This window comes from Streptomyces sp. NPDC043878 (assembly GCF_056435735.1).
On sequence record NZ_JBWKDW010000002.1, the window covers coordinates 1 to 22760 of the forward strand.

Consider the following 22760-nt stretch of genomic DNA (forward strand, 5'->3'; position numbering starts at 1 on the left):
CTCCGTGAATGTTGTCCCGTAATCGGGATGACACCACGAGAGCGGAACAGCCAGGCGGAATAAGCCCGGCCGTTCACAGCGTCCTCGCTGTGTTTTACTTCAAAGGAACCTCGCCCCGACTGAAAAGGCCGGGAACGGGGTATCAACATATCTGGCGTTGATTTTTGGCACGCTGTTGAGTTCTCAAGGAACGGACGCTTCCTTTGTACTCACCCGAGAGACTCTCTCGCGGCTTTCCTCCGGGCGCTTCCCTTCGGTCTTGCGTTTCCGACTCTATCAGACCGTTTCCGTATCCGATTTCCTCGTGCTTTCCAGGTTTCCGCTTTCGCGTTTCCCTTTCCGGCGGTTCCGACTCTATCAGATCCTTTCGGGCCTGATTCCCAGTCAGCGGGCTTGTCATCCCGGCCGTTGGGCCGTTCCGACGTCTCAAACCCTAGCGGATCGTTCCGGTAGCTCCTAATCGAGCTGCCGTACCCAATCGAATTCAATTCGGACACGCCGAATTCAACCCCGCTGGGAGATCTTGCTGGTGGTTTGTGGTGCCGCTACCGCGGCGGAGGTGCTGTCGGAGAACCGTTACGGCTCTGCGGCAACCCGAAGAACTGTACGCATCCGGGAGGGGGGTGTCAAGCGCCCCCTGTCAAGATCTTTCCCTCCGGCACGTCCGGCCCTCAGTCGAGGTCGCTGAGCCGTCCGCCGGCGTCCGGCTGGGCGTGCTCGACCCGGCGCAGGAGGCGGGTGAGGGCCTCCCCGAGGGTGGCCCGCTCCTCGGCGGAGAGGTCCTGGAGCAGGTCCTCCTCGAAGACCGTGGCCCTGCGCATCGCCTCCAGCCACCTGCCCCGGCCCTCCGCGGTCAGTTCCACGATCACGCGCACCCGGTTGTTCTCGTCCCGGTCCCGGGTGACCAGACCCTCGGCGACCATGCGGTCGATCCGGTGGGTCATCGCGGCCGGTGTCAGCCCCAGACGCTTGGCGAGGTCGCTGGGACCCAGGCGATAGGGGGCGCCGGAGAGTACGAGGGCCTTGAGGACCTCCCACTCGGCGTTGCTGATCCCGAGGGCGGCGGTCTGACGGCCGTAGGCGACGTTCATACGGCGGTTGAGCCGGGAGAGCGCCGAGACGATCTTCTCGACCTGGGGGTCGAGGTCCTGGAACTCGCGCTGGTAGGCGGCGATCTGCTCTTCGAGCGTCGGTTCGCCGAGGCCGCCGGGGGTGTCACCCATGGTCGCAGTATGGCACGGAGCTGCTTGGCGTTGAAGTCCTTCGAGGTGTACTGTTTAGCTTCGAACTTTAGCTTCGAAGTCTTCACTCCTAACTATTGAATGAGGTGAACGTGACCAGGGCGATGGGCGCGGCGATGCGCCGGATCCACATGGGCAACGCACTCAGCGCGTTCGGGCTGGGCTTCACCGTCCCCTACCTGTACGTCTACGTGGCGCAGGTGCGGGGGCTGGGGGCCATGACGGCGGGGCTCGTCCTCGCCGTCTTCGCCGTGGCCGCGCTGATCGTGCTGCCGTTCGCCGGGCGGGCCATCGTCCGGCGGGGGCCGCTGCCGGTGCTGCTCGCCGCCCTGGTCACCGCCGCCCTCGGGGCGCTGAGTCTGGGTCTCGCCTCGACCGCCGCGACCGTGCTGGTGTCGGCGGCGGCGCTCGGTGCCGGGCAGGCCGTGATGCAGCCGGCGCTGGCCACGATGATCGTGGACTGCTCCTCGGCCGACACCCGCTCGCGTGCCTTCGCCACCCAGTTCTTCCTGCAGAACCTCGGACTCGGCGTCGGCGGGCTCATCGGCGGTCATCTCGTCGACACGACGAGCGCCGCGTCCTTCACCCTGCTGTTCGCGATCGAGGCGGCGGTGTTCCTGCTGCTGGTGGTCGTGTTGGCGACGGTGCGGATGCCGCACTCGCCGCGCATGGAGGACGCGCCGGGGCCGTCGGGGCAGGGCGGCTGGAAGCAGTTGCTCGGCAACCGGGCCATGGTGCAGCTGTGCGTCCTGGGCTTCGTGCTGTTCTTCGCCTGCTACGGGCAGTTCGAGTCCGGGCTGAGCGCGTACGGGGTCGAGGCCGCCGGGATCTCGACGTCCGCGCTGGGTACGGCGCTGGCCGCGAACACGGCGATGATCGTGGTCGCGCAGTTCCTCGTGCTGAAGTTCGTGGAGCGGCGCCGGCGGTCCCGCGTGATCGCCGCGGTGGGGCTCATCTGGGCCGTGGCCTGGGTCATGGCCGGGTACGCGGGCCTCGGGCACGGCAGCCAGGAGATGGCCACGGCGGCGTTCGTGTCGACGTACGCGCTGTTCGGGCTCGGTGAGGCGATGCTGTCGCCGACGGTCGCGCCGCTGGTCGCCGATCTCGCGCCGGAGGGACTGGCCGGGCAGTACAACTCCGCGTTCGCACTGGTCAAGCAGCTCGCGCTGGCCGTCGGGCCGGCGGTCGGCGGGCCCATGGGGGCCTCGCTGCACGCGCCGTACGTCGTGACGTTCCTGCTGTTCTCCCTGGGCATCACGTTCCTCGGGGTGCGGCTCGGGCGGCGGCTGACCGTCGTACAGGATCAGCCGTGGTCGGCGAAGAGCCGGGTGGTGGCGCAGGGCGGCGCTGCTGTGCCGGGCGAAGCTCGGGCGCGCGCCTGAGGGTCACTTCGACCGCGGCAGCGCGAACTCGCACCACACCGCTTTGCCGCCGCCGGGTGTACGGCGGGAACCCCAGGCCGAGGCGATCGTCGCGACGATGGCGATCCCCCGGCCCGACTCGTCGCCCGGGTCCGCGCGGCGGCGCCTGGGCAGGTGGTCGTCGCCGTCCGTCACCTCGATGATCAGGCGGCGGTCGGTGCGGCGCAGCCGCAGCCGCATGGGCGGGGTGCCGTGTTGCAGGGAGTTGGCGACGAGTTCGCTGGCGGCCAGGACGCCCAGGTCGTGCAGCTCGGGCGGGAAGCGCCAGCTCGTCAGGACGCCGGAGGCGAAGGCACGCGCGCGGGGGGCCGCCTCGACACCGCCGAGGAGTTCCAGGGCAGCGTTGCGGAAGAGTTCGCCGTCAGGGCCCGTGCGGGCGGGGTGCTGGAGGACCAGGACGGCCACGTCGTCGTCGTGGTCGGCGGTCACTCCGGCCGATCTGACCAGGCGGTCGCAGATCACCTGGGGCGTGCCGGTGGCCCCCGCGAGGGCGCGTTCGAGGGCGGCGATGCCCTCGTCCAGGTCCTCGTTCCTGCGTTCCACCAGGCCGTCCGTGTAGAGGACGGCCGTGGAGCCGGGGCCCAGGGGGATCGAGCCCGAGGCGTGCATCCAGTTGCCGGTGCCCAGGGGCGGGCCGGTGGGCTCGTCGGCACGCAGGACCACCCCGCTCTCGTCGCGGACCAGGATCGGCAGATGGCCGGCGGAGGCGTACACCAGGCGGCCCTCGTTCGGGTCGTGGATGGCGTACACGCAGGTGGCGATCTGGTTGGCGTCGATCTCGGTGGCGAGTCCGTCGAGGAGCTGGAGGATCTCGTGCGGGGGCAGGTCCAGGCGGGCGTACGCCCTGACCGCCGTACGGAGCTGGCCCATGACCGCCGCGGCGCGCACGCCTCTGCCCATGACGTCGCCGATGACCAGGGCCGTGCGGCCGCCGCCGAGCGTGATCACGTCGTACCAGTCGCCGCCGACCGCGGCTTCCGTGCCGCCCGGCTGGTAGGTGGCCGCCACGCGCAGGTCGTCGGGTTGTTCCAGTTCCTGGGGGAGCAGGGAGCGCTGGAGGGTGACGGCGGTCTCGCGCTGGCGCCGTTCGCTGGTTCTGAGGCGTTCCGCGGCCTCGGCGTGGTCGGTGACGTCGGTGGCGAAGACCAGGACGCCACCGCTCTCGCCGTCGCTGACCGGGGTGCAGCTGAAGGTGTAGGAGCGGCCGTCGGGGGCCTTGCGGGACTTGACCGTGCGGGGCCTGCGGCTGCGCAGGACCTGGTCGAGGAGCGGGAAGAGGCCCAGTTCGTCGAGTTCCGGGAGCGCCTCGCGGGCCGGGATGCCGACCGGGCGGGCGCCGAACGCGGCGACGTAGGCGTCGTTGACGTAGGCGAGGCGGTGGTCCGGGCCGTGGATGAGGGCGACCAGAGCCGGGACGCGGTCGAGGACCTCACGTACCGGGAGTTCGTCCACGGCGGGCAGCGCCGGCGCGCCGGCCGTGAACTGTCCGGCGCGGGCCGCGGGGACGGAGCCCTCCCCGAGCCGGTCCGGGGTGACCACGTTGTCGGTCCGCGCTGCGGCGCGGCGCTGCGTTCCGGGGAGCCGGGCGCTCCAGCGCGTGAAGTTCACGAATCCTTGCCTCGTGTCGTCGTCTTCGGCGTCTTCGGCCGGCTCCGGACCCGGTCGTGGGCGGGGGCGGTGGCACACCGGGGTCGCAGCACCGTGGGGAAAGCCTCGGGAGTTCGAAGGGCGGGCGTCTGCCCGTCCTGGGTCGGGGTCAGTCTGGCAGGGGGACCGAGCGGGGCGACATCCGTCGGACGCCTGCCCCGCCGGCGGAGTTCCCGGCTCCGGTCAGGACGACCCCTTCGGGTCGGAAGAAGGCTTTCCACCGGCCGCGAGTTCGAACTCCGCCCGGGGGTGTTCGAGCGAGCCGAGGGAGACGATCTCCCGTTTGAAGAGCCCTGACAGAGTCCATTCGGCGAGCACACGGGCCTTGCGGTTGAAGGTGGGCACCCTGCTGAGGTGGTAGACGCGGTGCATGAACCAGGCAGGGTAGCCCTTCAGCCTGCGTCCGTAGACCTGCGCGACACCTTTGTGGAGTCCCAGGGAGGCCACCGAGCCGACGTATGCGTGGGCGTACGTCTCAAGGGGCTCACCGCGCAGGGAGTGCGCGATGTTGTCGCCGAGGACCTTCGCCTGGCGGACCGCGTGCTGGGCGTTCGGGGCGGTCTCCCTGCCGGGTTCCGCGGCCGTGACGTCGGGGACGGCGGCCGCGTCTCCCGCGGCCCACGCGTGCGCGGCGCCCTCGACGGTCAGCTGCGGGGTGCACTTGAGGCGGCCGCGCCCGGTGAGCGGCAGGTCGCTGGCGGCGAGGACCGGGTGGGGTTTCACGCCGGCCGTCCACACGACCGTGCGGGTCGGGAAGCGGGCGCCGTCGCTGAGGACGGCGACGCGGTCCGCGCAGGAGTCGAGGCGGGTGTCGAGACGTACGTCGATGTTGCGGCGGCGCAGTTCGGTGACCGTGTACCGGCCCATCTCCTCGCCGACCTCGGGCAGGATGCGGTCCGAGGCCTCGACGAGGATCCACTTCATGTCCTCGGGCTGCACGTTGTGGTAGTAGCGGGTGGCGTAGCGGGCCATGTCCTCCAGCTCGCCGAGTGCCTCGACGCCTGCGTAGCCGCCGCCGACGAAGACGAAGGTGAGGGCCGCGTCGCGGACGGCGGGGTCGCGGGTGGAGGAGGCGATGTCCATCTGCTCGATGACGTGGTTGCGCAGGCCGATGGCCTCCTCGACGGTCTTGAAGCCGATCGCGTACTCGGCGAGGCCGGGGATCGGCAGGGTCCGCGAGACGGAGCCGGGGGCGAGGACGAGTTCGTCGTAGGTGATCTGCTGTCCGCCCGTGCCCTCCTCCTGCGTGGCGAGGGTGGTGAGGGTGGCCGTGCGTTTGGCGTGGTCGATGGAGCGTGCCTCGCCGACGACGATCCGGCACCGGTCCAGGACCCTCCGCAGCGGTACGACGACGTGGCGGGGGGAGATCGAACCGGCCGCCGCCTCCGGGAGGAACGGCTGGTAGGTCATGTACGAGTCGGGGGTGACCACCGTGATCTCGGCCTCGCCCCGCTCCAGTTCGTGTTTCAGCTTCCGCTGGAGACGCAGGGCCGTGTACATCCCGACGTAGCCGCCGCCGACAACCAGAATGCGCGCACGTTCCTTCACCATCCCATGACGCACCCGCCGCTCGGGTTTGTCCACAGCCCCGACAATTTGTGTGACCGGGAGGCCGGTGCGCGCGGGGTGGGCCGGAATGCCGGAGTACGCAGAAGGCGCGCAGGTCAGCCGGTGTGCGCCGGGGGTCCGCAGGGGGTGCAACCAGGACGTATACGACCCGTACTCCGATCGGGGGGCGCTCCGTGCGGAACCTGCCCCTTCTGAATTGACCCTCACTCAACTATGTTCGTGTGTCGACGGGGTGTAGGGGGATGCGCCCATCGGTCACCGGGTCCGCGACGGGCGGGCTCGAACACCGGGCATGTTCCCGCACGCTCCGCCTTCCGATGGCGGGGAGAGTCTCCGGGGGGAGACGTCATTACCGGGGGAACACCTATGCATGTGCAGAACTCTCATTGGTCGTCCGCGTCCACCATCCCACCCGGTGGCGGACCCTTGGGCGGAGCGATGACAGGAACGATGAGCGGGGCGGGCGGCGGACGCGGGGACAGCTCGCGGACGGCGCCGCTGCGCGTGGACGCACAGCGCAACCTGGAGCACGTACTGCGCGCGGCGCGCGAGGTCTTCGGCGAGCTGGGGTACGGCGCGCCGATGGAGGACGTGGCGCGGCGCGCGCGGGTCGGCGTCGGCACGGTGTACCGGCGCTTCCCGAGCAAGGACGTCCTGGTGCGGCGGATAGCCGAGGAGGAGACCTCCCGGCTGACCGACCAGGCGCGGACGGCGCTCGGTCAGGAGGACGAACCGTGGTCGGCGCTCTCGCGCTTCCTGCGGACGTCGGTGGCCTCCGGTGCCGGGCGGCTGCTGCCGCCGCAGGTGCTGCGGGTCGGCGTCCAGGACGAGGAGTCCGATGGCGCCGCCACCGGCGGTTCGGTGTTCGACGCGGCGCGGGTGCCGCAGCAGCGGGTCCAGCCGGGTTCCGGGGAGCTGCGGCTGGTGCCGGAGCAGGTCCCGGCGCCGGTCGAGGACGACGACACCGGAGCGGCGGCGCTGCTCGACGTGGTGGGCCGGCTCGTGGAGCGGGCGCGTGCGGCGGGTGAACTGCGGGCCGACGTGTCGGTGGCGGACGTGCTGCTGGTGATCGCGACGGCGGCGCCCTCGCTGCCCGACGCCGCGCAGCAGGCCGCCGCTTCGGCGCGGCTGCTGGACATCCTGCTGGATGGGCTGCGCTCGCGGCCGGCCTGAGACCACGAGGGTCAACCTCTGGTGGCGCGCGACTCGAAAGGGTGACTGTGGGGGCGGGGGAGTCGCACCGCCCTCGCCTCCGGGCCACCCGGGCAGCGACCCGGTCACGTCGGGCATGCCGGTCAACTCCTGTGCTGGGAGTGGCACTTGGTTCTTCCCAAGAAACACGGGGGCCAACACCGCCGGGCGGCGAATCCCCGCGGACGAGTGGACCGTCCGTATCGCGGGGTCCTGAACAAAAGTCGATATGGCACGCTGACCCGGTGTCCGGGACCGGTGGAACAGGCGGCGGGGGCTTTCCGCGATGAGTGTTGACGGGCGGGACGAGTCACTCGGTGACGGTGAGGGTGACGGTGACGCGCAGGCCGGGCGCCCCGCCTCGCCGCAGGTGCCGAGTCAGGGTGGCCCGGCCGCCTTTCCACCGGGCGGCGAGCTCGCCGGTGGCGGTATTCCCGCGCAGGGCGGCGAACCCGTCGAGGGCGGCGTCCCGGCGCAGCGCGACCGGCGCGAGGACGGTGTGCTGCCGCCGCCGTGGGAGCGGCCCTGGTCCGACGCCGACCTGATCGCCCGGATGCGCGCCGGCGACGACAGCGCCTACGAGGGCCTGTACCGCCGTCACGCGGACGCCGTCCGCCGTTACGCCCGCACCTGCTGCCGGGACGCCCACACCGCCGACGACCTCACCGCCGAGGTCTTCGCCCGCATGCTCCAGGCGGTGCGCGGTGGTTCCGGTCCCGAACACTCCGTGCGCGCCTACCTGTTGACGACCGTGCGACGCGTGGCCGCCGGCTGGACCAGGTCGGCCAGGCGGGAGCAACTGGTCGACGACTTCGCGGTGTTCGCCGCGCACTCCGCCCGCGGGTCCCAGGTGTCCGACGACGACACCCTGGACCTGGGTGCGGACGTACGCGCCCTGCACGAGGCCGAGCAGTCCCTGGCCATGCAGGCCTTCCGGTCGCTGCCCGAGCGCTGGCAGGCCGTGCTGTGGCACACCGAGGTCGAGGACGAGTCGCCGAGTGAGGTCGCCATCCTCTTCGGGCTGGACGCCAACGGCACCCGCGTGCTCGCCAGCCGGGCCCGCGAGGGCCTCAAGCAGGCCTACCTCCAGGCCCACGTCAGCGCCACCCTCGCCGGTGACGAGGAGTGCGCCCGCCATGCCGACCGGCTCGGCGCCTACGCCCGCGGCAGCCTGCGCACCCGGGCCGAGCGCGGGTTGCGCAAGCACCTGGAGGAGTGCGCCAAGTGCCGGCTGGCGGCGGGCCAGCTCAAGGAGGTCGCCGGCGGCATCCCGGCCGTGGTGCCGGTGGCGGTCATCGGCTGGTTCGGCGCCGCCGGGTACGCCAAGGCGCTCGGCCTCGTGGCCGGGGGCGCCGGGGCGGGCGCGGCCGGCGCCGCGGGGGCGGGCGGCGGCTCCTCCTCCGGCGGGGGTGCCGGGGCGGCGGCCTCCGAGGGGCTGGGGACGCCCCTGAAGGCGGGTGCCGCGGCCGGCGTGGTGGCGGTGGGCGTGGCCGTGGCGGTCGCGCTCGCGCTGGCCGGCAGCGACCACCCCGAGAGGAAGCCGGACTCCAAGCCGCCGGTGTCCTCCCCGGCCGTCCAGCCGGCCCAGGACACGCCCGCGCCGCCGGCGGCGGAGCCCGGACCGAAGCCGCCGGTGATCGCGGCCGGGGCACCGGCCACGCCCGTGCAGGCGCCGACGCCGTCACCCACACCCTCGTCCGTGTCCGCCGCCGAGTGGGTGCCGGGACCGACGCCCACCCGGAGCCCCGCGCCGAAGCAGTCGGCCACCCCCTCGCCCGCCCCCACCCCGACCCTCACGCCCCCGCCCGCTCCCGCTCCCCCGTCGGCTCCGGTCTCCTTCCCGCTGAGCGAGCTGACCTACGACGTCGGCGGCGACGGCACCAAGCCCGAGATGCGGCTGCGCGACAGCAGCTGGGTCTGGCAGCGGTACGACCTGTCGATCGCCGGCACGCGATACACGCGCGGGGCGACCGTGCGCGGCGACTCCTCCGTGAGCGTCGACCTCAACCGCCGGTGCTCCGCCTACGACGGTCTCGTCGGCGTCGACGACCTGACGCTCGGCCTCGGCACGGTCACCTTCTCCGTCTACGCCGACGGGGTCCCGCTGTGGAGTTCCGGCCCGGTCGGGGGCGGCGCGGCGGCGGTGCCGGTCCATGTGAGCCTCGACGGCCGCACCACCGTCCGCTTGGTGGTGCGGCCGCACGGCCACCTCGACGCCCTGACCCTCGCGGACTGGACCGAGTCGAAGTTCACCTGCGATCCGTGACCCGGCCGGACTGGTCGGCGGGATCGGCCTGTCCTGCCTGTCCTGCCTGTTCGGCGGGATCGGCCGGTTCAGCCGGTTCAGCCGGTTCAGCCGGTTCAGCCGGTTCAGCCGGTTCAGCAGGATCGGCCTGTCCGCCCGGTTCGGCCTGTCCGGCGTGTTCGGCGTGTTCGGCGGGGTGTCGTCGCAGTGCCTCGCCGAGGTCGTCGAGGCACTGCGAGGTCGCCGGGGATGCCGTCGGCGGTGGGGGCGGCTTCCCCGGCGTATTCCGCCTCGTAGAGCCCGGTGCCCAGCGCGGCGCGCGGCGGCCTCCGGGCGCTCGGCCCGCGTCTGCTCGTGCAGGGGCGCGGATCGCCGCCGCGCCGGGACTGGAGGGCGGCCGGTGTGTCCTGGGGCGGGTCGCCCGCCCAGACCTCGTCGATCAGGGTGTCCGGCGCCGGGCCGCGGCCGGGAGCCACGCACCCGCCCCGGGCCACCCGCCCCCTAAGACCCCGCCCCGCCCACCTGCCGTACCCGCACCACCGCACCGCCGGTGGCCCCCGCGGTTCCCGCCGCCCCCGTACCCAGTGCTCCGCGCTGAGGGGTGATGCCCGCCGGTACCGCGCGGGCGCGGGCGGGGGTGCCCGTCCAGCAGGTGCCGCGGCGGGCGAGGAGGCGGCCCAGCCACAGTTCCAGGGAGACCAGGTCCGCGAGACCGTCCAGGGGGAGGGGTTCGCCCGCTGCCGCCGAGCGCAGCGCCTTGCGGACGACTCTGGCCTCGACCAGGCCCGCCTGCGCGAGCAGCGGGGTGTCGAAGAGGGCCAGCAGGGAGTCCGCGGCGACCCGCAGCCCGGTGCGCGCGGCCGCTGTCGCCGACGCGCCCGAGGGGGCGCCCCAGCCGGGCGGGAGGTCGGTGATCCCGGCGCCCTCCAGGACCGTGCGCAGGATCTCGGCGCGTGCGCCGGGCTTGACCCGCAGGGCCTCCGGGAGCGCGCGGCAGGCCCGGACGACCTGGTTGTCGAGGAACGGCGCGTGCAGGCGCTGGAAGCGGATCTCGGCGGCCTGTTCGAGTACGCGCAGGTCGATCGCGTGTCTCGCGAGCGCCGCACGCGCGCGGAAGTCACCCGGGCGCTGGCCGGGACCGACTCCGGAGCGGTGGGTCGCGCCCTGGAGGCGAACCGATACTTCAGCCAGTGCCTCACCGGTCAGCCAGCGGGCCGCGGGGCCCGGCCGGGCCCAGGTGAGCGCCGCGAGGGACGCGTCCACGGCGCCGCCCGGGTCGTCGAAGCGGCGGCGCAGGAGGCGGTCGGCGAGCTCTTCCAGGCCGGTCCGGTACGGCGTCCGGGCGAGTCGCCGGGCGGCGCCGTACACGCGCGCGGGGACGAGCACCGAGCCGTCCGCCTTGGTCAGCGCGGCGACCGGTCGTACGAGGTGGCGCCGCTTGCGGTCCATGAGCAGGTCGGCCAGGCGCGCGGGGTGGGCGTCCAGGACCTGGCGGGCGCCGTATCCGGTGAAGTGGTCCGCGCTGCCCGAGGCCAGGCGGGTGCGGTGGCGGCCGGCCGTGACCAGGCAGGGGCCGGGTTCGTCGGTCAGCGGGCCGTCCAGGTCGGCGTACGGGAGGGTGTCCTCGCCGCCGGTCACCACGACGTGGTGCAGGCGCGGGTTGGCGGCGAGTGTGCCGGCCCGCTCCAGTTCGGCCTCGCGCCCGGCGACGGCCAGGTCGTTGAAGGTGACGGCCAGCAGCCGCTCGCCCGCGCCGGTGCCGTGGCCCAGGACGGTGCCGGGCATGCCGGGCAGGCCGGCGGCGAGCAGGGCCAGCGTCGCGGACGCGGAGCCGCCCGACAGGTCGGCGCCGATGCCGGGCACCGGCATCCCGCGCGCGGCGCGCCGCTCGGCCGGTCCCATGCCGGGCACCGGGCCGGGGTCGATGTCGGCGCCGGGGACGTGCCGTGGGGCCGAAAGGCGGGCTCGTACGGCGTCCACCAGGGCGTCGCGCACGGCGTCGACCGCGCTGTCGGGGTCGGCCGAGGGGGCTGCCACGGCGAGGGAGGCGACCGGCTCGTAACCGGCGATCTCGCGCGCGCCGGCTCGCAGGATGAGCGCATGCCCCGGCGGAATGCGCCGCACGCCGTCGTACGGCGTGGAGTCGTGCAGCGCGGCCGGTACGTCGGGGGCGGCGAGCAGCGCGGCGAGATGGCCGAAGTCGAGGTTGGCCTCGATGAGGTCGGCGAGGGGGAGCGCGGCCGTCGCGTAGGCGGTGCCGCCGGCCCAGGGGGCGTAGAACACGGGGCGGGCGCCCGCGAGATCGCCGCAGACGGTGATCCTGCGCCCCACCTGGACGAGGGCCGTGTAACTGCCGGGCCAGGCCGTCAGATGGCGCAGGGCGCCGCCGCGCGCGGCGAACAGGCCCACGCGCAGCTGCTCGTCGCTCGCGCCGCAGGTGCCGAGGACGGCGACCCGGGTCTGCGGATCGGCCTGGACGACCCGCACCTCGTCGGGGCGCCAGTCGCCGACCGCCCAGAGCGGGTCGGGATCGCCCCACAGCAGGTGGGAACCCACCGGATGCACGGTCTCACCGTCGTGGCCGGTGGCCCCGGCGGAGCCGATTCCGGCGGCCACAGCGGAGGTGCTGCTCCACCCGACCAACCACCGCATCGACGCCTCCACAGCCTGTGGACAACCAGTGCACCGTACGAACTCGGCACCATGCTGCCATGAAGGACGCGCCGCAGAGAGGCGGCGGAGTCGCTTGTGCTCCGTGGATTGCGCCCCCGGGGGCGCCCCCGTGCCTCGGCGAACGCCGTTGGCGGGCAAGGGAATAGACCTGCGAGGACGGGCGGCTGCGACGCGAATGCGCCCCCGATACGCTCCCTGAAAACACCTAACGCGCCCTCAAGTCCCATGGTGAGAGGGCTGATCACCCACAGAAGGCAGGGTCGAATTTCGGCCAAATCGGCTACGGAGGCACGACCGCGCACGCAGCCCGCACACGCTCCGTACACGCTGTGACCAACCCTGGGCCGACGCGCAGTCCGGGAGGCGGAGTTCGCCCCCCGGACCGGTCCGCCGCCCGCGGGGATGTAGGCGGCGGTGTCCCCCAGCCCACTGGATCCAGTACAGCGGGCCGACCCACGCACGATCCATGCAAGCGCTCCCGGGGTGGCCGGAGAAGAGCGCACGGGCGGGCGCACGGCCACACGGCCGGGGCACGCCGCAACGGTCCGTACCTGCCCGGCCGTTCAAGCGCGGACCACAATCCCGCCAACCGGAAGAATGCCCCTTAACGCTTGGGATGCGGCGAACTACGCTGGGTTTACGAATGCCGCATGGTTATGCCAGCGCGGCAGCCGTCTGTGTCGAGGGGTGGCGCATGTCCAGGGAGCAACGCGGGCCGAACGAAAAACTCGGCACCGTTCTCGCCCTCGCGGGAATCAGCAACGCAGGACTCGCGCGTCGCGTCAACGATCTTGGCGCTCAACGCGGGTTGACTCTTCGCTACGACAAGACGTCCGTGGCGCGCTGGGTGTCGAAGGGCATGGTGCCGCAGGGTGCCGCGCCGCACCTCATCGCGGCCGCCATAGGACAGAAGCTCGGCCGCCCGGTGCCGCTCCACGAGATCGGTCTGGCGGACGCGGACCCCGCGCCGGAGGTGGGCCTCGCCTTCCCCCGGGACGTCGGCCAGGCGGTGCGGTCGGCGACCGATCTCTACCGTCTCGACCTCGCCGGGCGCCGGGCCGGTGGTGGCGGCATCTGGCAGTCGCTGGCCGGCTCGTTCGCGGTGAGCGCCTACGCGACGCCCGCCTCGCGCTGGCTGATAACCCCGGCCGACAGCTCGGTCGCGCGTGAGGTGGGGCCCGCGGAGGACTCCGGAGCACCGGCCAAAGTCGGCCACAGCGATGTGCAGAAGCTGCGGGAGGCCGCGGAGGACGCCAGGCGCTGGGACTCCAAGTACGGAGGCGGCGACTGGCGTTCGTCCATGGTGCCCGAGTGCTTACGGGTGGAGGCCGCGCCGCTGCTGCTCGGCTCCTACTCGGACGAAGTCGGCCGGGCGCTGTTCGGCGCCTCCGCCGAACTCACCCGCCTCGCGGGCTGGATGGCCTTCGACACCGGCCAGCAGGAGGCCGCCCAGCGCTACTACATCCAGGCCCTGCGACTCGCGCGCGCGGCGGCCGACGTCCCCCTCGGGGGATACGTACTGGCGTCGATGTCGCTGCAGGCGACCTACCGCGGCTTCGGCGACGAGGGCGTGGATCTGGCGCAGGCCGCGCTGGAGCGCAACCGCGGGCTCGCCACCGCCCGCACCATGAGTTTCTTCCGGCTGGTCGAGGCACGCGCACACGCACGCGCGGGTGACGCCCAGGCGGCCGGCGCGGCCCTGAAGGCGGCCGAGGGATGGCTGGAGCGCTCCCGCGACGGCGACCACGACCCCTCCTGGCTGGGCTTCTACTCCTACGACCGTTTCGCCGCGGACGCCGCCGAGTGCTACCGCGACCTGAAGGCTCCGCGTCAGGTGCGCCGGTTCACGGAGCAGGCGCTGTCGAAGCCGACGGAGGAGTTCGTGCGCTCGCACGGCCTGCGGCTCGTCGTGTCGGCGGTCGCCGAGCTCGAGTCGGGCAATCTCGACGCGGCGTGCGAGCAGGGCGTGCGGGCGGTGGAGGTCGCCGGGCGCATCTCGTCGGCGCGCACCACGGAGTACGTGAAGGACCTGCTGCACCGGCTGGAGCCGTACGGCGACGAGCCGCGCGTGGTCGAGCTGCGGGAGCGGGCACGGCCGCTCCTGATGGCCCCGGCGTAGCCGCCCGGGGGTCGTTTCGGGACGGGGGGCGTTCCCGGGTTTGAGGGCATTGTCAGTGGCGCAGTGCACTATCGAAGCCGGGAGGTGGTGCAGGTGCGGAAGATCGCGTACGACTGTGACGTGCTGGTGATCGGTGGGGGGATCGTCGGCCTGTCGACGGCGTATGCGATCACGCGTGCCGCGCCGGGGACACGGGTCACCGTGCTGGAGAAGGAGCCGGGGCCGGCCCGCCACCAGACCGGGCGCAACAGCGGGGTGATCCACAGCGGGATCTACTACCGTCCCGATTCGCTCAAGGCGCGGTACGCGGTGGGGGGCGCCGCCGAGATGATCAAGTTCTGCGCGGAGTACGACATCGCGCACGCCGTCACCGGCAAGCTGATCGTCGCCACCACCCGCGCGGAGCTGCCGCGGCTGCACGCCCTGGTGCAGCGCGGCCGGGAGAACGGCATTCCGGTACGGGAGCTGGGCGGCTCCCAGATCGCGGAGTACGAGCCCGAGGTGCGAGGGCTCGCCGCGATCCACGTCGGGACGACGGGGGTGTGCGACTTCGCCGGGGTGGCCCGGCGGCTGGCCGAGGCGTCGGGGGCGGAGATCAGGTACGGGGCCCGGGTGGTGCGGGTCGACCGGCGCGCGGGCCTCGGGGTGGCCGTGCTCACCGGGGACGGAGCCGTCGTCCGCGCGCGGGTGCTGGTGAACTGCGCCGGGCTGCACTGCGACGAGATCGCCCGGCTCACCGGGGACGACCCGGGGATGCGGATCGTGCCCTTCCGCGGGGAGTACTACACGCTGGCGCGGCCCGAGCTGGTGCGGGGACTGGTGTATCCGGTGCCGGACCCCGCGTTCCCGTTCCTCGGGGTGCATCTCACGCGCGGGATCGACGGCGGGGTGCACGTCGGACCCAACGCGGTGCCCGCGCTGGCGAGGGAGGGCTACGACTGGGGCGTGGTGCGGCCCCGCGAACTGGGGCGGACCCTCGCCTGGCCGGGCGCGTGGCGGATAGCCGGGCGGCACTGGCGGTACGGGGCGGGTGAGCTGCGCCGGTCGGTGTCGAAGAGGGCGTTCACCGCGGCGGTGCGCCGGATGCTGCCCGCGGTAGAGGAGGCGGACCTGGTGCCGGCGAGCGCGGGGGTGCGGGCGCAGGCCGTCCTGCGGGACGGGACGCTGGTGGACGACTTCCTGATCCGCGAGGGCGACCGAACCGTGCACGTGCTCAACGCGCCCTCGCCGGCGGCGACCGCCTCCCTGCCGATCGGCCGGGAGGTCGCCCGCCGGGCCCTGGCGGTGCTGGGCTCGACCTGAGCGGGTCGGCCGGCCGGTGCCCGCCCGGCCGAGGCACGGACCGGTGCCCGACGCACGCCGGCCATGCCGGGCTCGGCCCGAACGCGGGCCGAGCTCGACCCGAACGGATCGGCCGGTCCGTGCCCGCTCAGCCGCCGGTCCGTTCCCGCTTCGCCGCCACCCGTTCCTGCCCGCTCCAGTGCCGGTCCGCCCCCGCTCCACCACCAGTCCGTCCCCGCTTCGCCGCCGCCCGTTCCTGCCCGCTCGGTCGGGGCTTCCGACGAGGACGTAAAATCGACCGCACTGTGTCTGACTCGCGCAACGCCCCCGAAGCCTCCCGGACCGTCCCCGCCCCGCCCGGCGAGCACCCCTCGCCCGCCCCCGGAGTCTCCGGAGCCTCCGTGCGGTACAGCCGGGGCAAGGGCGAGCCCCGTTTTCCGGACGGCCCCGCGCCCGACCCCGCCGGGTCGCACTTCGAGCGGCGGATCCGGAGTTTCCAGCCGCGGCGCAGCCGGGTGACCGCGGGACAGGCGGAGGCGCTCCAGCGGTTGTGGCCCGCGTGGGGGCTGGACATCGACGGGCAGCGGGTCATCGACCTCGCCGAACTGTTCGGCAACGACCGTCCCGTCGTCCTGGAGATCGGCTTCGGAATGGGCGAGGCCACCGCCCGGATGGCCGCCGCCGACCCCGGCACCAACATCCTCGCCGTCGACGTGCACACCCCCGGCCAGGGCAATCTGCTCGCCCTCGCCGAACAGCAGGGGCTGACCAACATCCGCGTGGCCAACGGGGACGCCATCATCCTGCTGCGCGAGATGCTCCCGCCCGACTCCCTCGACGGGCTGCGCGTGTTCTTCCCCGACCCGTGGCCGAAGAAGCGCCATCACAAGCGGCGGCTGATCCAGCCGGAGTTCCTGTCGCTGGCCGCGACCCGGCTCAGACCGGGGGCGATCGTCCACTGCGCCACCGACTGGGAGCCGTACGCCGAACAGATGCTCGACGTGCTGAGCGCGCACCCGGACTTCGAGAACACCCGGCCCGACGGTGGTTTCGCGCCGCGTCCCGACTTCCGGCCGCTGACCCGTTTCGAGGGCCAGGGACTGGAGAAGGGTCATGTCGTGAACGACCTGCTCTGCCGCCGCGTACAGCGAGAAGACAACCGCACGGACCAGCCCCCCACCGGCGCCTGAGCCCCGCCGCCCGTTCCCGCGGGCGGCACGGCGCACCGTCGCGGGCGGCGCCCTCCCCTCGTTAGGGTCAATGTTGTGGCCACCTGTCCCCCGTACCCGACGCATCCCCGTGACACCGCCGGTGGCGTACTGCGGCACGCGCACTGGTGGCAGCGCACCTGGGTGCGTTACGGCGCGCTGATCACCCTGCTCACGCTGTCCGGGCTCGTCATCCTCGCCCTGGTCCGTGAACAGACCGGGACCGAGGGGTTCCTGGTCGGCCTCGGGCTCGCCGTCCTGCCCGTGCCGCTGCTGCTGGCCGCCTTCCGCTGGCTGGACCGCGTCGAACCGGGGCCCTGGCGCAACCTGTTGTTCGCGTTCGCGTGGGGGGCGTGCGCGGCGGCGCTGATAGCGATCGTCGCCAACAGTTTCGCGACCAGATGGATAGCCACCGCGACCGCCGATCCGTCGAGTGCCGACACCATCGGCGCGACCGTCATAGCGCCGGTCGTGGAGGAGTCGGCGAAGGCCGCCGCCGTCCTGCTCGTGTTCCTCTTCCGCCGCCGGGACTTCACCGGGATCGTCGACGGGGTCGTCATAGCGGGGGTCACCGCGACCGGCTTCGCGTTCACCGAGAACATCCTCTACCTCGGCACCGCGTTCGGCACCGACCAGCTCACCGGCGACCGCGGCATCGCCTCGGTGACCGCGGCGACCTTCTTCGTACGGGTCATCATGTCGCCGTTCGCGCACCCCCTCTTCACCGTCCTCACCGGCATCGGCTTCGGGATCGCCGCGCTCTGCGCGGAGCGCCAGCGGCTGCGGCGGGTGGCGCTGCCGCCGGCGGGGCTGCTGCTCGCGATGGGGATGCACGCCATCTGGAACGGCTCGTCGAAGTTCGGCGAGTACGGCTTCTTCGCCGTGTACGCGGCGTTCATGGTGCCGGCGTTCGGGCTGCTGACCTGGCTGGTCATCTGGACGCGGCAGCGCGAGCTGAGGACCGTGCGGGCCGAACTGCCCGCCTACGTGGCGGCGGGCTGGCTGACCCCGGCCGAGCCGTACGCGCTCGGCTCGATGCGGGCCCGGCGGCTGGCCCGCGACCACGCCCGGCGCCGTCTGGGCAGACCGGCGGCCCGGGAGGTCGCCCGGTACGAGGCGTACGCGACCTCGCTGGCGTTCCTGCGCCACCGGGGGCGCAGCGGAAGGGCGAACCCCGACTTCGTCGTGCGGGAGGGCGAGTTGCTCCAGGAGCTGTGGCGGCGGCGGGAAGTGGCCCGTCCGGCCCTGGACTACGCGGCGCGCGCCACGGCCCCGCCCGTACCGGTGACCGCGCCGCCCTGGCCCGTGTACGGGGTGTACGGCTACGGCCATGCCACCGCCGGGACGGGGACGGGCCACGGCGCCGGCCAGGGACACGGCCCCGGACACGGGTACCCCTACGGACCCGTCCCCGGCGGCGCGGGAAGCGCGGGCCCCGTCCTTAGCGGTGACGCGCACGGCAGCCACGCCCCAGCACATCCGATGGTCCCGTACCCGGTGTACAACCCGTACCGCTCATAGCGCGTACCGGTCACAGCCGTACCACTCGGAGCCGGTCACAGCCGTACCACTCGGAGCGCCGGTCCCGGCCGCCCTCTGCCGGTGGTCACGCGCCGCCGACCGTCCCCGGCGTCAGGCGGACGCCTCGGTGAGGCGGTCGATCTCGGGCGCGGCGAGGCGCAGGTCCGCAACGCCGAGCAGGGCGGGCAGTTGCTCCACCGTCCGTGCGGAGGCGATGGGCGCCGCCACGGTCGGCTGGGCGGCCAGCCAGGCCAGGGCGACGGTGGCCACGGGGACGTCGTGGGACTGGGCGATCTCGTCCAGCGCGGTGAGGACCCGGCGGCCGCGCTCGGTCTCCAGGTGCTTGCCGGCCGCTCCGGCCCGGGCGCTGTCGACCGTCGTACCGGGGCGGTACTTGCCGGTGAGGAAGCCGGAGGCCAGCGCGAAGTACGGGACGGCGGCGAGGCCGGACCGTTCGGCGAGGTCGCGCAGTCCGCCCTCGTAGGTGTCGCGCGAGACCAGGTTGTAGTGGGGCTGGATCGCCACGTACCGGGCGAGGCCCTCACGGTCGGAGAACTCCAGGGACGCGCTCAGGCGTTCGGGGGAGATGTTGGAGGCGGCGATGTGCCGCACCTTGCCCGCCTTCACCAACTCGTCGAGCGCGCCGACGATCTCCTCGACCGGGGTCTCCGGCTTGTCGAAGTGGGTGTAGTACAGGTCGATGTGGTCGGTGCCCAGCCGGCGGAGCGACGCGTCGGCGGCCGCCTTGATGTTGGCCGCGGACAGGCCCTGGAACTGCGGGTGCTGGCTGACCTTGGTGGCGATCACGACGTCGGAGCGGTTGCCGCGCGCCTTGATCCAGTTGCCGATGACGGTCTCGGACTCCCCGCCCTGGTTGCCGTCGATCCAGGCGGAGTAGGAGTCGGCGGTGTCGACGAAGTTGCCGCCGGCGGCCGTGTAGGCGTCGAGCACCGCGAAGGAGGTCGCCTCGTCGGCGGTCCAGCCGAAGACGTTGCCACCGAGGGCGAGCGGGAAGACCTCTAGGTCGGATGAGCCGAGCTTGCGGAGAACAGTCATGCCTCAAGTCAACACGCGGTCCGGAGTGCCCCATTCCGTGCCGGCCGCAAAGACCCCGTAAACACGGGAAACCGGTGGTCCTGAGGCCGGGGGGTTGGCGTCAGGACCACCGGGGTCCAGGAGGGCGGGGTGTCAGGGGGTGAGGCCCTTGCCGTGCAGCCAGGCCATCGGGTCGATGCCGTCGGCGCTGCCGCCGGGGTGGACCTCCAGGTGCAGGTGCGGTCCGGTCACGTTGCCGGTGGCGCCCACGCGCCCGATCACGTCACCGGTGCCGACCTTCTGGCCCACGGTGACGCTGATGGACGACTGGTGGCAGAACCACAGCTCCGTACCGTCGTCCAGGGTGAGGATCGTGCGGTAGCCGTAGGAGCCGGCCCAGCCCGCCTCGGTGATGGTGCCGCCGTGGATCGCCTTGATCAGGGTGCCGGTGGGCGCGGCGAAGTCGAGGCCGGTGTGGTAGCCGGAGGACCACATCGAGCCGGCCTGACCGAAGGTCGAGGTGATGGTGTACGAGGAGGTCGGCAGCGTGTACTGCTTGGCCAGCTCCGCCAGGCGCGCGGCCTCGGCCTTCTGCGCGGCGGCCTTCTCCGCCTTCTCCTTCGCGGCGGCGGCCTTGGCCTCGGCCGCCTTCTCCGCCTTGGCGACGGCGGCGGTGGCCTGCTTCTCGGCGGCGGCCGCGGCGACGGCGGCGGCCTTGGTGTCGACCTGGTCCTGCTGCTGCTCGGCCTGGGCCATGATCCGGCTGCGCAGTGCCTCGCCGGCGTCGCTGGTGCCCCGTGCCGTGTCGGCGGAGGTCACTCCGACGCTGCTCAGGGCGGTCGCGGCGCCCTGATCGGCAACCGGGGAGGAGTTGTCGTCCGACAGCAGGGAACCCACGGAGGGCAGGTCGGGGATGGAGATGGACACGGGCGGCTTGCCGGTGTTGGCGCTGGCCATGCCGCCCGCGCCGACGGCGGCTATGACGCCGACGCCGAGGACGGTGGAGCTGCGGGCGAGTCCCCCGCCGCGCTGCTTGGAGACGCGGTGCCGGCCACGTACGGGACGAAGGGACTCCTCGGTGGGATTCCACTCCTCCCACGGACCCTCGTCGGTGCGGAGGCCGCCGGAGCCGAAGGGCTCGGTGCTGCGCGGGCTGGGCACGAACGGGGCATGCGGGGCAGGCGGGTTGGACGCCACGTGGGCGTGCTCCTTTCCTTCCTTCTCGCCTACCGGGTTAGCTGACGGGTTCGGAGCAGGAAGGTCTCCTACGCGCGTAAACCCACCGTGCCGAACGGCGGTTCACATGCGATTCACCCCAAGGTGTGGTTCCCCGGTTCCCTTGCGGGATTCGACGTGTGCGCACGGAGCCGACTCTTGTGACGGCTGGGACGACCGCGCTGCGTTATCGAACGTTAATAGACCCGGGTACCCGTTTCCAAGATGTTCGTCTTGATCATTAAACTTTCCGCGCAGGACTTTCTGGTCATGAGCGGCGGAAAACGGGCGAGTTGACCGCGGATCAGGGAACCGACGGGTACTCACCGGCAGGGACGGCTCCACGGCCGCTCACCCCAGGGCTTCCGACCGCTCACCCGGGGTGACATCGGGCGTCGTGGCGCACCGCACCCTCGCGCGGGGGCGAACGCACCGAGGGCCGGAACCCTTTCGGATTCCGGCCCTCGGCCTTCAGTAGCGGGGACAGGATTTGAACCTGCGACCTCTGGGTTATGAGCCCAGCGAGCTACCGAGCTGCTCCACCCCGCGTCGTTGAAACCAGTGTACGTCATCCGCGGGGCCCGAAGCACACGCGTTGTTCCGGGCCCCGCGGACCACGGCCGAAGGCGTCTCAGCCGAGCAGATGGCGGTTGGGTGCCTGGGCCCGCCGCGCGTACTCCGGCAGGACGACCACGGTGGCGCCCGCCGTCGCGAGCAGCCCGTTCCCGTCGGCCGCCGCGACGAAGGTGTCCGGCTCCCGCCAGGCCGTGACCACCCGCCGTACCCCGGCGTCGAGGATCAGCCGGGCGCAGGGCGCGGGGCGGGAGGCGCGGCGGGCACAGGGCTCCAGGCTGCTGTAGACCGTGGCGCCGGCCAGCCTCGGGTCGGCTCCGAGCTTGGCGAGGGCCGCCTCCTCGGCGTGGACCACCGGGTCGCCGCCCTCCCGGGAGTGGCCGCGCGCGAGTTCCGTGCCGTCGGCGGCCACGACCACGGCGCCCACGCTGAACGCCGTGTCCGACGGCGGGCACAGCGCCGCGAGCTCGCAGGCCAGGGCGAGCCAGTGCCGGTCGGCCGGGGCGGGTACGTCGCCGGTGCCGGGGGCGGTGGGCTCGTACCGGGTGAGGACGACGTCCTCGATCCGCCGGGTCTCCACCAGACGCAGCCGTCCGCCCTGGTAGGAGCCGGGACCGAACAGCCGGGGCGCGTCCGGGTCGCCGACGAACCGGGGGGCCAGGACCAGCTGGAGTTCGTCGGCGAGGTCCTGCTGGAGGAGCTGGGTGTGGACGCGGCCGCCGCCCTCGACCATGAGGCGCCGGACCCCGCGTACGTCGTGCAGGTGTTCCAGGAGGCGGCGCCAGTCGAGCTCGGGGCCCAGGGCCACGACGTCGGCGGCGACGGGCGAGCGGCGCAGGTGTTCGGCGCCCTTGTCGGTCGTACAGACGAGTTTCTCGCCGCCCGTGTGCCAGAAGTGGGCGGCCGGGTCGAGGTCGCCGGAGCCGCTGACCGTGACCTTGAGCGGGTACTCGGGCCGGCCGGCGGCGACCCGGGCGGCCCGGCGTGCGGGCGAGTTGACCAGGAGCCGGGGGTTGTCGGCGCGGATCGTGCCGGCGCCGACCAGGATGGCGTCGACGGAGGCGCGCACCTCGTCGACCCGGTCGAAGTCGGCCGGGCCGGAGAGCAGGAGGCGCTCGGGGCCGGTGTCGTCCAGGTAGCCGTCGAGGGAGACGGCGGCGGACAGCAGGACGTACGGGTGGGCCATCGGGTGTGCTCCCCCGGCTGGGTGGGACGGGACGGTGGTGGGCGGGGCCCGGTCCGTGGTGACGGCCGGGCTTGGTTCAAGTTTGAAACAAAACTACACTGGCTCCATGACGACTCGCTGGCTCACCCCGGAGGAGCAGCGCGCCTGGCGCGCGTACATCGCCGCGACGCACCTCCTGGAGGACGCGATCGACCGGCAGCTCCAGCAGGACGCCGGCATGCCCCACCTGTACTACTCCATCCTCGCCAATCTTTCCGAGGCGCCGGAGCACAGGCTGCGCATGACCGACCTCGCCGAGCGGTCGAAGATCACGCGCAGCCGGCTGACGTACGCGGTGACGCGTCTGGAGAAGGACGGTCTGGTCCGGCGGGAGAACTGCCGGTGGGACAAGCGGGGCAGTGTCGCCGCGCTGACCGACGAGGGGATGGCCGTCCTGGAGCGCACGGCGCCGGGGCACGTCGAAACCGTACGGACGCTGCTGTTCGACCGGCTCACCGGGGAGCAGGTGGCCCAGCTGGAGGAGATCTGCACCGGTGTCGCGCGGGCCCTGGAGGGGGACGGGGAGCACCCGGCCGCCGACGAGGTGCCGTGGCGGCGGCGGTCCTCGCCGCCCTGTTCCTGACCGCCGCCGCGCA

15 protein-coding genes, 1 tRNA gene and 1 riboswitch are annotated in these 22760 nt (G+C 73.0%); of the genes, 8 read left to right on the plus strand and 8 right to left on the minus strand.

Going from position 1 to position 22760, the window contains the following annotated elements; genetic code table 11:
* Nucleotides 1-671: 671 nt before the first annotated feature.
* The gene (locus AC07AZ_RS03645; RefSeq protein WP_478843452.1) at nt 672-1223 is read right to left on the minus strand and encodes a MarR family winged helix-turn-helix transcriptional regulator; all 552 of its coding nucleotides are present in this window, start codon (nt 1221-1223) and stop codon (nt 672-674) included.
* Between the two features lie 134 nt (nt 1224-1357).
* Here AC07AZ_RS03645 and AC07AZ_RS03650 point away from each other — a divergent pair, with 134 nt between their 5' ends.
* Nucleotides 1358-2623 carry an MFS transporter gene (locus tag AC07AZ_RS03650; protein ID WP_478844142.1) on the plus strand — a complete coding sequence of 422 codons (1266 nt, stop codon included), beginning with the start codon at nt 1358-1360 and terminating at the stop codon, nt 2621-2623.
* Between the two features lie 3 nt (nt 2624-2626).
* Here AC07AZ_RS03650 and AC07AZ_RS03655 read toward each other — a convergent pair whose 3' ends face one another.
* Together AC07AZ_RS03655 and AC07AZ_RS03660 are read right to left on the minus strand one after the other, a co-directional pair.
* Entirely contained in the window at nt 2627-4270 is a 1644-nt protein-coding gene (locus AC07AZ_RS03655; protein ID WP_478843454.1) for an ATP-binding SpoIIE family protein phosphatase, read from the minus strand.
* A gap of 222 nt (nt 4271-4492) precedes the next feature.
* The gene (locus tag AC07AZ_RS03660) at nt 4493-5860 is read right to left on the minus strand and encodes an NAD(P)/FAD-dependent oxidoreductase (RefSeq protein WP_478843456.1); all 1368 of its coding nucleotides are present in this window, start codon (nt 5858-5860) and stop codon (nt 4493-4495) included.
* A 384-nt stretch (nt 5861-6244) separates the two neighbouring features.
* On the opposite strand from AC07AZ_RS03660, the gene AC07AZ_RS03665 reads away from it, so the two are divergent.
* Both AC07AZ_RS03665 and AC07AZ_RS03670 read left to right on the plus strand, forming a co-directional pair.
* Nucleotides 6245-7051, plus strand: a complete 807-nt coding sequence (locus AC07AZ_RS03665; RefSeq protein ID WP_478843458.1) for a TetR/AcrR family transcriptional regulator — start codon at nt 6245-6247, stop codon at nt 7049-7051.
* Nucleotides 7052-7355: 304 nt separating this feature from the next.
* Nucleotides 7356-9335: a sigma-70 family RNA polymerase sigma factor gene (locus AC07AZ_RS03670; protein WP_478843460.1), complete on the plus strand. Its 1980-nt coding sequence runs from the start codon at nt 7356-7358 to the stop codon at nt 9333-9335.
* Between the two features lie 480 nt (nt 9336-9815).
* Here AC07AZ_RS03670 and AC07AZ_RS03675 read toward each other — a convergent pair whose 3' ends face one another.
* On the minus strand, nt 9816-11966 hold the full coding sequence (locus AC07AZ_RS03675) for an asparagine synthase-related protein (RefSeq protein WP_478843462.1): 2151 nt from the start codon (nt 11964-11966) through the stop codon (nt 9816-9818).
* A 715-nt stretch (nt 11967-12681) separates the two neighbouring features.
* On the opposite strand from AC07AZ_RS03675, the gene AC07AZ_RS03680 reads away from it, so the two are divergent.
* The 4 genes from AC07AZ_RS03680 to AC07AZ_RS03695 all read left to right on the plus strand — a co-directional run bounded on the left by AC07AZ_RS03680 (nt 12682) and on the right by AC07AZ_RS03695 (nt 18116).
* The gene (locus AC07AZ_RS03680) at nt 12682-14106 is read left to right on the plus strand and encodes an MFS transporter (RefSeq protein WP_478843464.1); all 1425 of its coding nucleotides are present in this window, start codon (nt 12682-12684) and stop codon (nt 14104-14106) included.
* Between the two features lie 84 nt (nt 14107-14190).
* The gene (gene lhgO / locus AC07AZ_RS03685) at nt 14191-15408 is read left to right on the plus strand and encodes an L-2-hydroxyglutarate oxidase (RefSeq protein WP_478844144.1); all 1218 of its coding nucleotides are present in this window, start codon (nt 14191-14193) and stop codon (nt 15406-15408) included.
* Between the two features lie 284 nt (nt 15409-15692).
* Nucleotides 15693-16577, plus strand: a complete 885-nt coding sequence (gene trmB, locus AC07AZ_RS03690) for a tRNA (guanosine(46)-N7)-methyltransferase TrmB (RefSeq protein WP_478843466.1) — start codon at nt 15693-15695, stop codon at nt 16575-16577.
* A 75-nt stretch (nt 16578-16652) separates the two neighbouring features.
* A complete protein-coding gene (locus AC07AZ_RS03695; RefSeq protein WP_478843468.1) occupies nt 16653-18116 on the plus strand; it encodes a PrsW family intramembrane metalloprotease in 1464 nt (487 codons plus the stop codon).
* Between the two features lie 111 nt (nt 18117-18227).
* Here AC07AZ_RS03695 and AC07AZ_RS03700 read toward each other — a convergent pair whose 3' ends face one another.
* From AC07AZ_RS03700 to AC07AZ_RS03715, 4 genes are all read right to left on the minus strand, one after another.
* Nucleotides 18228-19172, minus strand: a complete 945-nt coding sequence (locus AC07AZ_RS03700) for an aldo/keto reductase (protein WP_478843470.1) — start codon at nt 19170-19172, stop codon at nt 18228-18230.
* 132 nt (nt 19173-19304) lie between these two features.
* Nucleotides 19305-20348: a M23 family metallopeptidase gene (locus tag AC07AZ_RS03705; protein ID WP_478843472.1), complete on the minus strand. Its 1044-nt coding sequence runs from the start codon at nt 20346-20348 to the stop codon at nt 19305-19307.
* A gap of 11 nt (nt 20349-20359) precedes the next feature.
* Nucleotides 20360-20515: riboswitch (cyclic di-AMP (ydaO/yuaA leader) on the minus strand.
* A gap of 326 nt (nt 20516-20841) precedes the next feature.
* Nucleotides 20842-20915, minus strand: a tRNA-Met gene (locus AC07AZ_RS03710).
* A gap of 82 nt (nt 20916-20997) precedes the next feature.
* A complete protein-coding gene (locus AC07AZ_RS03715) occupies nt 20998-22125 on the minus strand; it encodes a dihydrofolate reductase family protein (RefSeq protein WP_478843474.1) in 1128 nt (375 codons plus the stop codon).
* Nucleotides 22126-22231: 106 nt separating this feature from the next.
* On the opposite strand from AC07AZ_RS03715, the gene AC07AZ_RS03720 reads away from it, so the two are divergent.
* Complete coding sequence (locus AC07AZ_RS03720) at nt 22232-22747, plus strand: MarR family winged helix-turn-helix transcriptional regulator (protein WP_478843476.1); 516 nt, start codon at nt 22232-22234, stop codon at nt 22745-22747.
* Nucleotides 22748-22760: the final 13 nt, after the last annotated feature.

Bases quoted from the DNA above. Each gene is read 5' to 3' on its own strand.
- AC07AZ_RS03645 (WP_478843452.1), bottom strand. From the start codon at position 1,223: ATGGGTGACACCCCCGGCGGCCTCGGCGAACCGACGCTCGAAGAGCAG.
- AC07AZ_RS03650 (WP_478844142.1), top strand. From the start codon at position 1,358: ATGCGCCGGATCCACATGGGCAACGCACTCAGCGCGTTCGGGCTGGGC.
- AC07AZ_RS03660 (WP_478843456.1), bottom strand. From the start codon at position 5,860: ATGGTGAAGGAACGTGCGCGCATTCTGGTTGTCGGCGGCGGCTACGTC.
- AC07AZ_RS03665 (WP_478843458.1), top strand. From the start codon at position 6,245: ATGCATGTGCAGAACTCTCATTGGTCGTCCGCGTCCACCATCCCACCC.
- AC07AZ_RS03670 (WP_478843460.1), top strand. From the start codon at position 7,356: ATGAGTGTTGACGGGCGGGACGAGTCACTCGGTGACGGTGAGGGTGAC.
- AC07AZ_RS03675 (WP_478843462.1), bottom strand. From the start codon at position 11,966: ATGCGGTGGTTGGTCGGGTGGAGCAGCACCTCCGCTGTGGCCGCCGGA.
- AC07AZ_RS03680 (WP_478843464.1), top strand. From the start codon at position 12,682: ATGTCCAGGGAGCAACGCGGGCCGAACGAAAAACTCGGCACCGTTCTC.
- AC07AZ_RS03700 (WP_478843470.1), bottom strand. From the start codon at position 19,172: ATGACTGTTCTCCGCAAGCTCGGCTCATCCGACCTAGAGGTCTTCCCG.
- AC07AZ_RS03715 (WP_478843474.1), bottom strand. From the start codon at position 22,125: ATGGCCCACCCGTACGTCCTGCTGTCCGCCGCCGTCTCCCTCGACGGC.
- AC07AZ_RS03720 (WP_478843476.1), top strand. From the start codon at position 22,232: ATGACGACTCGCTGGCTCACCCCGGAGGAGCAGCGCGCCTGGCGCGCG.